We start from the raw sequence: 11,274 nt of genomic DNA on the forward strand, positions 1-11,274 counted from the left end.
TTTATCTGCGCAGTGCCTGTCGGAAATCCTGCATTTTGAAGGCGCCTAAAATTTGCCCTGCAACGCCGTACACGACGATCCCTGTGGCGCAAAGCGCAAGCAGCCCAAGCCCGCGCCACGGGCTGTCATAAAGGACCGGTGTCAGCGTGCTTGCAACGCCCCATAGGCTGGCACCCATAATGCCAGAGGCTGCGATGATCCGCGGCAGGCGTGTTTTGAAGCGGGCGTCAAAACTGGCCGCATCGCCCATGGGTTTAGTTTTGATCCATAGTAGTGCCGCCATGCCCCATCCCGCCAGAGACGTGCCCCACGCGGCGGCTGTAAATCCGATAAGCGGCGATAGCCCCACCGCCACCAGGGCATTGATGAACAGGGAGACCAGCGCAAAATAGAACGGTCGCTTTGTGTCGTGACGGGCAAAGAAAAGCGGCTGCAGCGTTTTTTGAAGCACAAACGCAGGAAGTCCAAGCCCGTAGATTGCCACAGCCCACGCGGTTGCCTGGGCATCAGTGAAAGCAAATGCGCCGCGTTGAAAGAGCACACTGATCAGTGGCAGTGGGATGACGATAAGTGCGACTGATGCGGGAACCGTCAGCGCAAGGCTTAGTTCTGTTGCGCGGTTGAACGCATCACGGCCACCAACGGTATCATTGGCCTCAAGTTTGCGGCTGAGGTCCGGCAAAAGCACCACACCGATGGCAATGGCGACAACACCAAGGGGGAGCTGATAAAGGCGATCTGCGTAGTTTAGCCACGCGATTGCGCCGTCAAATTGGCTGGCGATCTGCCGCCCGATCAAAAGGTTGATCTGAACCACACCGCCTGCAAGCATCGCGGGGCCCATGACCAGCATCAGCCGCTTTAGTTCGGGCGTCATGCGCGGCCTGGCGGGTGTGATCCTAAAGCCAGCCCGCGCAGCGGCGCTCCAGACCAAAGCGAATTGTGCAATGCCCGCAATGGGCACGGCCCACGCCAATGTGCGCCCCATGTCCCAGCCCATTTGGTAGGCCAACATCAGTGCTGCGATGAAGGCAACGTTTAGCAATGCAGGGGCTGCGGCTGCGGCTACAAAACGGCCTGTGGCGTTAAGCACCCCTGACAAAAGGGCGGCCAGCGAAATGAAGATGATATAGGCAAAAGCAATACGTCCGAAGCTTACCGCAAGATTAAAGCGGGCGTCGCCTGCAAACCCCGCGGCCATGGCGTAAACAAGCGCGGGCATTGCAAACAGGGCCAGCACGGTCAGTCCGATCAATACCGCAGCCAGCCCCGTGAACGCATCACGGGCGAAAGGCAGGGCGCCGTCATTTGCTTCGAGCTTTTTGGAGAACATGGGCACGAAGGCCATGTTGAACGCCCCTTCTGCAAAGAAACGGCGGAACATATTTGGCAGTGAAAATGCGATCAGGAACGCTTCGGCCACAGGGCCCGCCCCCAGAAATGCCGCAATGGTGATGTCGCGCACAAACCCCAAAATGCGGCTGAGCAACGTCCAGCCCCCCACAGTGAGCATGCCTGAGATGAGACGGATGCGTTTCATGCCTCGGCTGCACGCTCCACGCCGCGCTCAATGGCGTCGCGTAAATTCCGCTCAAGACTTTTTTGTTTGCTCTCGGAGTAGAATTTAAGGCCGAACATATCTTTGACGTAGAACGCATCCACGACCTGTTCGCCGTAGGTGGCGATGATCGCGCTGCCGATGTTGATATTGGCGGCTGCCAGCGTGCGGGTCAGATCATGAAGCAGGCCTGGGCGGTCACGGGTGTCGACCTCAATGATTGTGTAAATATCCGAGCCGTCGTTATCGAAAGTGATTGTTGTGGGCACGCGGAACGCTTTTTCGCGTTTCTTGATTTTGTCCTTTGGCGCGAGCGCGTCGCGGGTGATGACCTCGCCGCGCAGGGTCTTGCCGATCATTTGTTCAAGACGGGGCAGGCGGCTGGCCTCAAAGGGGGTCTCATTGGCGTCTTGCACCCAAAACGCGGCTGTTGCGTAGCCGTCTTTGGTGGTGAACGTCCGTGCGTCCACAATGTTTGCGCCAACCAAGGCTAACGCGCCTGCAATGCGGCTGAAAATGCCTGGGTGATCGGCCATGACACAAACCGCGCGGGTGGCGTCGCGGTCTTCATCCATGGTCAGTTTGACGCGAATATCCGCGTCGCCAATGCCGCGCAAAAGATGCGCCACATCAACGTGGGCCGTCACGTGCAAGCCTTGCCAATAAGGAGGGTAGTGCCTGTTTGTCTCAACCCGAAGATCCTTTGTGCCCCAATCCGGAAGTGCCGCGCGCAACGTCTTTTTCGCCTCTGCACCGCGGGTTTCACGGTTCAGCGCCTCCATGCCGCCCTCAAGGGCGCGGCGGGTCTGGCGGTAAAGCGCGCGCAACAGCGAGGCTTTCCAGTTGTTCCACGTGTCAGGACCCACGCCGCGAATGTCACACACAGTGACAAGCAACAACAAATCCAGCCGCCCAACAGATTTCACTGCCTTGGCAAAGTCGCGCACCGTGCGCGGATCAGCAATATCGCGTTTTTGTGCCGTGTCTGACATCAGCAAGTGGTAGCGCACTAGCCACTCGACGGTTTCACATTCTGATTTGCTCAGCCCCAAACGTGGGCAGACTTTTCGAGCGATTTGTGCACCAAGGATTGAGTGGTCCTCGGGCCGTCCTTTGCCGATATCGTGCAGCAATAGTGCTACGTAAAGTACCTTGCGGTTGATGCCGCTTTGAATGATGTCAGACGCCACGGGTAGGTCTTCAAGCAGCTCACCTTTCTCAATGCGGTGCAGATGGCTGATCGTCTGGATGGTGTGCTCATCAACAGTGTAGCTGTGATACATATTGAATTGCATCATTGCGACGATCGGCTCAAATTCGGGGATGAATGCGGAAAGCACTCCAAGCTCGTTCATTCGGCGTAGCGAGCGTTCGGGGTTGTCGTGTTTGAGAAGCAAGTCGAGAAAGATGCGCTTGGCCTCAGGGGTGCTGCGCAAGTTATTGTCGACCAGTGGAATGTTGGCGGCCAAAATCCGCATCGCGTTGGGATGGATCAAAGTGCCCGTGCGCAGTGCTTCTTCAAAGATACGCAGCATATTCACGGGCGTTTCAACGAACACCTCTGGGTCAGGCACCGTGATGCGGTTTTGCTCAATTGCAAAAGGCGCGCGCACCCGTGGTTTGCGTTTGAAAATACGCATTAACATTGGTTCAGATTTGAGGTGGTCGTTCTCAAGAGCCGTTAAGAATATGCGGGTTAGCTCACCAACAGAAGTGGCGTGACGGAAGTAGGCCTGCATGAAATGCTCAACGCCGCGACGCCCCGAATGATCGGTATAGCCCATCGCATCAGCCACCTCGACTTGCATATCAAACGTCAGCTGATCCACGGGGCGTGAAGCTACCAAATGCAGATGGCACCGCGTTGCCCATAAAAAGTCTTCTGCACGCAGGAAAGTCTCGAACTCGTCATCGGTGAAAACGCCAAGCTCAACGAGGTTGCCGGGGTCATCAACGCCGTGCAGGTATTTGTTCATCCAAAAGAGCGATTGTAGATCGCGCAGACCGCCTTTGCCTTCTTTTACATTTGGCTCAACCATGTAGCGCTGTCCGCCTTGCTTGCGGTGCCGCTCGGCGCGTTCCTCAAGTTTGGCTTCAATGAATTCGGACGCCGTGGACTGAAAGAGGTCAGTCCAAAGTTGGTCGCGCAATTCATCGCCCAACGTCTGATCACCGCAGATATAGCGTTGCTCAACAAGCGAGGTACGGATGGTGAAATCTTCGCGGCCAAGTCTGATACAGTCCGCGATGGTCCGGCTGGCTTGGCCAACTTTCAGACGCAAATCCCACAGCATGTAGAGCATCGATTCAATCGTACTCTCGGCCCAAGCTGTGATTTTGGTGGGGGTAAGAAACAGCAAGTCCACGTCTGAATGTGGCGCCATTTCTGCGCGGCCATAGCCACCCACGGCAATAACGGCAAGCCGCTCACCTTTAGTGGGGTTGGTGTTGCGGTGCAGATACGTCTCGGCAACCCAATGCACTGTGCGCACAAGTCCGTCCGTCAAAAATGCATAGGCCGCTGTTGTTGGGCGCGCGTGGGTTGGTTCGGCCAGAAATGCCTTTTTGATGACGGCGCGGCCCTTGGCATTCGCGTCTTTAAGGTAGTCTACGGTTGCGGCACGAATGGCTTTCGCATCCGCACAGTCGTCAAGGATGCGCGTCAGGTCGTCTTGGGCTGCGGCTTGATCGAAAACGACAAAGGCCGGCGCCACAAGGGGCTCCGGACCTTCATGTTCAAAATCGTCGGCGTCAGAAACCAGCGCCGCTGAAGTTTTTGGGAGCTGGGTCAAGGATTGCCACCTGATTGTTTTCAATTTTCGCGACAGCAAGGCCGCGCTCGTTTGTGCCGTCGGGCATAAGGCGGAAGATGCCTTGGGTGCCGACAAATCCCGATTGGCGGGTAAGGCTTGGTGAAGTCAGCGCGTCAGAGCGGCCTTGGGCCAAAAGTGCGCCGATTGCAGCGATACCGTCGTAAGAAAGACCTGCGATGGGGTGCGGGCGTTCGGAATATTCCGCTTGGTAGCGGGCAGCAAAGTTACGTTCAAGCGCTTGGTCGGGTAGTGTGAACACACCACCTTGCAGGCCTGGCAGGGCAAGTGACTGTGGCTGTGAGCTCCACCGTGTCAGTCCCATCAGCTGAATATCCATCCCAAGGCCACGCTCGGGCAGGGCTGTCATCAAAAACGGCAAGTCGGACTCAGGGCCCGCTGTCACAAACAGCGTATCTGCACCGGTTTCCTTGACTGTCGCGCTGATGCGGCGGGCGGCGTTGTTGATGCCGTCTTGGCTGAACGGATAGCTTTCAACGCCTGTAATCGTGGCCCCATTGCGGTTTGCTGCACTGATAATAGCATCTCGGCCAACTTGCCCTGCGAGTTCTTCTGCATGGGCGATCAAAATGTTGGTTTTGCCAATTTGACGGCCATAATTCACCAAACGGTTTGCTGTATTCTCAAATGTTGGCCCCAGAATGAAAAGGTTACCACCGGCGATAGATGCGTTGTTGGAGAAGGCCAAGACATTTGTGTTTGTGCCAGCGATGGCTACTGCCGCGGCGTTTGCAGCCTCTGCATAAAGTGGCCCGAGGATAATTTTGGCGCCGTCATTTACGGCAGCGATCGCGGCGTTTGAGGCCTGCTGCGGGGTGCCTGCCGTGTCGTAAACGCGCAGGTCAATCTTGGCATTCGTCTGATCCGCAATGGCAAGACGTGCAGCGTTTTCAAGGTTGCGTGCCAGAAGTGCATCGCTTTCGCGGCCTGACCCGTTTGGCACCAATAGCGCAATTTGGACTGTTTTGTTTGGGTTCACGCTTTGCCCTGACAGGCCGCCCACGGAAGTTGGGTTGCAAGCGGCAAGGGCAAGCAACGCAGCTGCCCCCACAAGGCGCAGTGCTGCACGGCGCGGGCTGAAAGTGATACGATTGCGTGTACGCGTAACCATGGTAAACCAAAACTCCCTCGTGGTGGGCCAACCTTCGGACCCTTGCTGCGTATCATAGATATATCACTAGGCGGGTCTAGGCATGAATCATTCCCAAGTTCACCGTGTTGAGCGTTTGGCAGCGGGCCTTTATTTTGTGGCGACCCCAATTGGTACAGCGCGTGATATTACGTTGCGGGCGCTCGATATATTGGCCTCTGCTGATGTGATTGCAGCGGAAGACACGCGAAACACACGTAAATTGATGGATATTCACGGGATCGCGCTCGGGGATCGCCAGCTTGTGTCTTATCACGATCATAATGGCGAAAAAGTCCGCCCGAAATTGATTGCTGCGATAGAGGCGGGCAAATCTGTGGCCTATGCGTCTGATGCAGGAACGCCTTTGGTGGCCGATCCGGGTTATGGATTGATGCGCGGCGCGATTGAGGCGGATGTTTTGGTTACCTCTGCGCCTGGACCGTCTGCGGTGCTTGCGGCGCTTACGGTTGCAGGTTTGCCGAATGACCGTTTCACATTCGCGGGTTTTGTGCCGAACGCGAAGGGGGCGCGGCGCGCGTTCCTGTCGGGCATTGCGAAAAGTGATGGAACAATGATCGTTTTCGAAAGCCCCAAGCGCATTAAGGCAATGTTAGAAGATTTGAGTGATATCGTTGAACCAGAGCGCCAAATAGCTGTTGCAAGAGAGTTAACCAAAAGGTTCGAAGAGGTTTTGCGCGGGACTGTATCTGAGGTACAAGCTCTGGCAGAAGGGCGCACGTTCAAGGGTGAGATGGTGGTCATGCTAGACAAAGCGCCCGTCGGCTCGGCAACAGATGAAGATGTTGACGCAGCTTTGAAGGATGCTTTGGCAGAGCATTCGGTGAAAGACGCCGCAGCAATCGTTGCGGATATGTATGGCAGACCAAAGCGTGAAATCTACCAACAAGCGCTAGCTTTGCATAAGGCTGCGGGCTGAGTGAAACCAAACGTTGTTATAGCTGTGTTAGAGAGTAGGGATTGTTAAATGTTAGAACTGGTTCTTGAACGTCCTACGGCTGTTATTGCCAAGCAGCACAGGGGCCAAACATCTTACCACGCAGGTCTCGCCGCAGAAGAGACTGCTGCGCGACATTATCAACGCGCTGGCAAAACGCTGTTGCAGCAAAGATATCGTGGCCGTGCAGGTGAAATCGATTTGGTTGTGCGCGACGCGGATGAGTTGGTTTTTGTCGAAGTTAAGAAAAGCAAGACACATGCCCAAGCAGCACAGCGCCTCTCGCGCCGTCAAATGGACCGTATCTGTAGAGTAGCGCTGGAATACGTGGGCTCTGAGCCGATGGGTCTGTTGACCCCAATGCGCTTTGACGTGGCATTGGTGGATCAATACGGCGCAATTGATGTGATCGAAAATGCTTTTGGCGGGTATTGATCGGCTCCGTTCTTGTGCCCATTGCCTTACCTGCATCTGTGCCCCATGTATGGCGCAGTGAGTAAAGGAACGCCCCATGAGCTTGAAAATTGCTTTTCAGATGGACCCAATTGGCCCAATTGATATTGATGCCGACAGCACGTTTCGCATCGCCGAACAGGCACAATTGCGCGGGCATGAACTGTTTTATTACACGCCCGATATGCTTGCGTACCAAGAGGGCCGGATCACTGCCACCGGCTGGCCGCTCACAGTAAAACGTGAAAAAGGAAATCACTTCAGCTTAGGTGAAAAAACCGAAGCTGATCTTGCAGAGATGGATGTGGTTTGGCTGCGCCAAGATCCGCCTTTTGACATGGGGTATATCACAACGACCCACCTGCTAGACCGCATTCATCCGGACACCCTTGTGGTTAACGATCCTTTCTGGGTGAGAAACTATCCTGAAAAGCTGTTGGTTTTGGATTTTCCCGACCTCACGCCTCCAACTACTGTTGCTCGTGATTTGGAGACGATTAAGGCGTTCAAAGCGAAACATGGCACCGTTATCCTCAAGCCTCTTTACGGAAATGGCGGTGCGGGAGTGTTCAAGCTGACCGAAGCAGACAACAACCTTACTTCTTTGCACGAGCTCTTCAGCGGCATTAATCGCGAACCGCTCATTGTGCAGAAATTTTTACCTGACGTTTCCAATGGCGATAAACGCGTGATCCTTGTGGATGGTGAGCCCGTAGGTGCGATTAACCGCGTACCTGCTAAAGGCGAAACGCGCAGCAACATGCACGTAGGCGGCAGACCTGAAAAAGTAGCGCTGACCGCGCGGGATATTGAGATTTGTGAGCGTATTGGGCCGCTTTTGCGTGAAAAGGGACAGGTTTTTGTAGGTATCGATGTGATTGGTGACTATTTGACCGAAATCAACGTGACGTCTCCGACGGGCATTCAGGAATTGGAACGGTTTGACGGAACCAACGTTGCAGAGAAAATTTGGCAAGCAATTGAAGCCAAGCGCGCCTGAATAGACTTCCGCTTTATGGCGCGAAGCCTGCCATTCGAAAGCCAAGTGCCTCGGCGATGTGATGGCGGGCAATGTTTTCACAGCCCTCAAGATCCGCAATTGTTCGCGCCACGCGCAGGACGCGGTGGTACCCGCGGGCGCTAAGTCCAAACCGATCTGCGGCGCGCAACAACAACGTGCGTCCGTCGGGACAAGATGCAGCTATTTGCTCCAATGTAGCGCCGTCTACATCAGCATTTACGCGAAATTCGGATTCGGCAAAGCGCGCGATTTGAATGTCGCGCGCGGCCTTTACACGTGCCGCAACAACAGTCGAGCTTTCACCGGCGGATGGCCCATCAAGATCTTGAAATCGGACCGATGGCAAATCAACGCGTAAGTCAAATCTGTCCAACAGGGGGCCCGATAGTTTGCCCAAATAATCGTCCCCGCATTTTGGCGCTTTGGCGCATGCGCGTGCGGCATCTGAAAGATAGCCACATCGACAGGGGTTTGCAGCAGCGAGCAATATGAACTTGCAGGGATAGCGCACATGAGCGTTTGCGCGTGCGACCATCACCTCGCCTGTCTCCAAGGGCTGCCGTAGTGTTTCCAGGACAGATCGTGAAAACTCTGGCAACTCATCCAAGAACAAAACGCCGTTGTGGGCCAAAGAGATTTGGCCAGGTTTTGCGCCGCGTCCGCCTCCAACGATTGCCGGTTTTGAAGCCGTATGATGCGGGTCACAAAAGGGTCCTTGCCGCGAAATTCCGCCCTCGCGCAAAAGACCTGCAAGCGACTGGATCATTGACGTCTCAAGGGCTTCGGTGGGTGAAAGCAGTGGCAGAATGGATGGCATGCGTGCGGCCAGCATAGATTTTCCAGATCCAGGTGTGCCGACCATTAATAAATTGTGGCGCCCTGCTGCCGCGATTTCGAGCGCGCGTTTCGCGTGTTCCTGTCCTTTGACTTCGGCCAGGTCTTTTTGGTGCGCTGGGCTGGAGACCTCACCGGGTTGTGCGGGTTCGATGATGCTTTGCCCGCTTAGATGCCGCAGTGTTTCGTTTAGCGAAGATGGGGCGATGACTTTTGCGCCTCCAACCCAAGCCGCTTCTGGTCCACATGGTGCGGGGCAGATGAATGTGCGTTCGTTCTCTGCAGCTGTCATCGCCGCGGGTAAGGCCCCCGATACGGCAATCAAGCTACCGTCGAGGGATAATTCCCCAATGGAAACGATTGCTTCAGCTGTATCGTCGGGAATAATTCCGATGGCGGTTAGTAGCGCGATGGCGATGGGCAGGTCGAAATGAGACCCCTCTTTGGGCAGGTCAGCCGGTGATAAGTTGATGGTGATCTTGCGCGATGGCAGCGCAATGGCGAGTTCGGCTAGCGCGGAACGGACACGTTCTTTGGCTTCGGAAACGGCTTTGTCTGGCAGTCCAACAACGGAAATAAAGTAATATATTTGGAAACCACTTTGATATAATGGTTTCTGTATAAAAGGGACCAAAACATGACCAAAATAAAAGCCTATAGTTATCTACGAATATCCAACGACCAACAGAAGGTTGGTGATGGTATCCGCCGCCAGATGGAAGCATCAAAGATATATGCAGACCAACACGGATATGATCTTGTAGAAACTATGTCTGATATTGGCATCTCTGCATTCAAGGGTAAGAATATCACAGAAGGTGCGCTGGGCGTATTCATTGTTGCCATTGATGCTGGCAACATTGAAGCTGGTTCTGTGTTGCTTGTTGAAAGTCTTGACCGTTTGTCCCGTGACAGTGTTCTCATAGCATTCAATCAGTTCACCAGTATCCTTCAAAAAGATATTGGCATAGTCACGCTCATAGATAATCAGCACTACACCGCCGAAAGCGTTTCTGAAAATATTGGACAGTTGTTCACCAGTCTTGGAGTTATGGTACGGGCCAATGAAGAGTCAGTTATCAAGTCCAAACGGATCAGTGCTGCTTGGCAACGAAAACGTGAGGATATTGGTGATAGGAAGCTTACAAGAAATGTTCCTGCTTGGTTGAAAGTGAGTGCTGATCGGCAAGAAATCCAAATCATTGAGGTCAAAGCTGCAACTGTTAGGTTGATCTATGATTGGTCTGTTGATGGGCAAGGTCTGTTTACAATCACCCGCCACCTGAATGAGAATATCGACAAATATCCTCCGATTACTACAGCCAAGAAATGGAACCAGAGTTTTGTGGCCAAGATACTCAAAAACCCTGCTGTATATGGCATGTTCCAACCTCACAGCAGAGTAAATGGCAAACAAGAAGCGGTTGGTAATCCCATCGAAGATTATTTTCCCGCAATTATCTCTCAAGACACATTTAACCTAGCACAGAGTCGTGCCAAGGGACGGTCTGTGAAGGGTGCAGGTCGCAAGGGGGAAGCATTCACTAACCTTTTTACTGGACTTATTAAATGTGGAACCTGTGGTGGCTCATGTCTTCTTCGCAGCAAATACAGTAAAGCGAAGGGCGGGTACAAATATTTACGTTGCACTAACTCATTGGAGAAAGCAGGGTGTACAGCCCCCGCATGGCGCTATGATGAACTTGAAGCTGCATTTGTTCGGTTTGTCCGTGAAGTAAAATTTGCCGATGTGTTTTTAGGTAGCGACAGCGGCTCAAAGATCACGAAACTTGAAGCACATAAGGCCACAGCCATAACCAAGATTACGGAATTGCATGAAAAATATAATGCTCTCGCAGCGCAGTTTGAAACCGAACTACCTGAAACACTTAAGGCCAAACTTGTAGTACGGTCACTTCAACTCGAGGCTGAAATTGAAGCCCAGTTGTCTAGCCCCCAATTTCAGTGCCACTAATTTTGGATTTCTCTAATAAGGTTTCTGGCATGGGAGGTCGCATTCCGAGTGCATGATGGGGCCTGATGTGATTGTATTCTTTGAGCCAAATATTGATTGCGACCTGAGCCTGTTTGATGCTGTGGAACCATTCAGCGTTTAAGACTTCTTGGCGAAGAATACCGTTGAACCGTTCATTGTAACCGTTTTCCCAAGGACTGCCTGGGTAGATTTGGATTGGTTTGACGCCAACCTTTCTGAGCCATTTTTGAAGGTGTTCAGCTACGAACTCCCCGCCATTGTCAGATCGAATGCATTCAGGCTTTCCGTATTTCATCAGCAAACGATGTATGACACGCAAAACATCATCTGAGTTCATCTTGTCTTGCACCTCAACGCAAAGAGCTTGGCGGGTAAACTCATCTAAGACGGTCAGCATCTTGTAGCTGCGCCCGTTACTCAGCTTGTCGTGAACAAAATCAATTGCCCAAACATGATTGGGATGCATTGGGCGCAAACGGATGACCGAACTGTCT

9 protein-coding genes are annotated in these 11,274 nt (G+C 53.5%); 4 read left to right on the forward strand and 5 right to left on the reverse strand.

Annotated features, from left to right (window positions below):
• Position 1: 1 nt before the first annotated feature.
• From murJ to NIG5292_RS09365, 3 genes are read right to left on the reverse strand one after another with little or no spacing between them, the layout of a single operon-like run.
• Positions 2-1,540 (reverse strand): murein biosynthesis integral membrane protein MurJ, encoded by a 1,539-nt coding sequence (gene murJ / locus NIG5292_RS09355; RefSeq protein WP_048599264.1) that lies wholly within the window; start codon positions 1,538-1,540, stop codon positions 2-4.
• A complete protein-coding gene (locus tag NIG5292_RS09360) occupies positions 1,537-4,350 on the reverse strand; it encodes a [protein-PII] uridylyltransferase (RefSeq protein WP_082136681.1) in 2,814 nt (937 codons plus the stop codon). The genes murJ and NIG5292_RS09360 overlap by 4 nt, the downstream gene beginning before the upstream one ends.
• On the reverse strand, positions 4,310-5,500 hold the full coding sequence (locus NIG5292_RS09365) for a penicillin-binding protein activator (RefSeq protein ID WP_048599265.1): 1,191 nt from the start codon (positions 5,498-5,500) through the stop codon (positions 4,310-4,312). Before NIG5292_RS09365 ends, NIG5292_RS09360 begins: the two co-directional genes overlap by 41 nt.
• 82 nt (positions 5,501-5,582) lie before the next feature.
• Here NIG5292_RS09365 and rsmI point away from each other — a divergent pair, with 82 nt between their 5' ends.
• From rsmI to gshB, 3 genes are all read left to right on the forward strand, one after another.
• On the forward strand, positions 5,583-6,458 hold the full coding sequence (gene rsmI / locus NIG5292_RS09370; protein WP_048599266.1) for a 16S rRNA (cytidine(1402)-2'-O)-methyltransferase: 876 nt from the start codon (positions 5,583-5,585) through the stop codon (positions 6,456-6,458).
• A gap of 48 nt (positions 6,459-6,506) precedes the next feature.
• Positions 6,507-6,911 carry a YraN family protein gene (locus tag NIG5292_RS09375; protein WP_048599267.1) on the forward strand — a complete coding sequence of 135 codons (405 nt, stop codon included), beginning with the start codon at positions 6,507-6,509 and terminating at the stop codon, positions 6,909-6,911.
• A gap of 76 nt (positions 6,912-6,987) precedes the next feature.
• Positions 6,988-7,929 (forward strand): glutathione synthase, encoded by a 942-nt coding sequence (gene gshB / locus NIG5292_RS09380; protein ID WP_048599268.1) that lies wholly within the window; start codon positions 6,988-6,990, stop codon positions 7,927-7,929.
• 13 nt (positions 7,930-7,942) lie between these two features.
• Here the strand turns inward: gshB and NIG5292_RS09385 are convergent, their stop codons facing one another.
• Positions 7,943-9,418 carry a YifB family Mg chelatase-like AAA ATPase gene (locus tag NIG5292_RS09385; protein ID WP_048599269.1) on the reverse strand — a complete coding sequence of 492 codons (1,476 nt, stop codon included), beginning with the start codon at positions 9,416-9,418 and terminating at the stop codon, positions 7,943-7,945.
• Positions 9,419-9,421: 3 nt separating this feature from the next.
• Here NIG5292_RS09385 and NIG5292_RS09390 point away from each other — a divergent pair, with 3 nt between their 5' ends.
• A complete protein-coding gene (locus NIG5292_RS09390; RefSeq protein WP_048599270.1) occupies positions 9,422-10,759 on the forward strand; it encodes a recombinase family protein in 1,338 nt (445 codons plus the stop codon).
• Here the strand turns inward: NIG5292_RS09390 and NIG5292_RS09395 are convergent.
• On the reverse strand, positions 10,734-11,274 hold a 541-nt coding region (locus NIG5292_RS09395; RefSeq protein ID WP_048599271.1), incomplete at its 5' end, for an integrase core domain-containing protein. The two genes, NIG5292_RS09390 and NIG5292_RS09395, sit on opposite strands and share 26 nt — an antisense overlap.

Source organism: Nereida ignava, assembly GCF_001049735.1.
In the GTDB taxonomy this organism is placed as follows: Bacteria; Pseudomonadota; Alphaproteobacteria; order Rhodobacterales; family Rhodobacteraceae; genus Nereida; species Nereida ignava.

Bases quoted from the DNA above. Each gene is read 5' to 3' on its own strand.
- murJ (WP_048599264.1), bottom strand. From the start codon at position 1,540: ATGAAACGCATCCGTCTCATCTCAGGCATGCTCACTGTGGGGGGCTGG.
- NIG5292_RS09365 (WP_048599265.1), bottom strand. From the start codon at position 5,500: ATGGTTACGCGTACACGCAATCGTATCACTTTCAGCCCGCGCCGTGCA.
- NIG5292_RS09375 (WP_048599267.1), top strand. From the start codon at position 6,507: ATGTTAGAACTGGTTCTTGAACGTCCTACGGCTGTTATTGCCAAGCAG.
- gshB (WP_048599268.1), top strand. From the start codon at position 6,988: ATGAGCTTGAAAATTGCTTTTCAGATGGACCCAATTGGCCCAATTGAT.
- rsmI (WP_048599266.1), top strand. From the start codon at position 5,583: ATGAATCATTCCCAAGTTCACCGTGTTGAGCGTTTGGCAGCGGGCCTT.
- NIG5292_RS09390 (WP_048599270.1), top strand. From the start codon at position 9,422: ATGACCAAAATAAAAGCCTATAGTTATCTACGAATATCCAACGACCAA.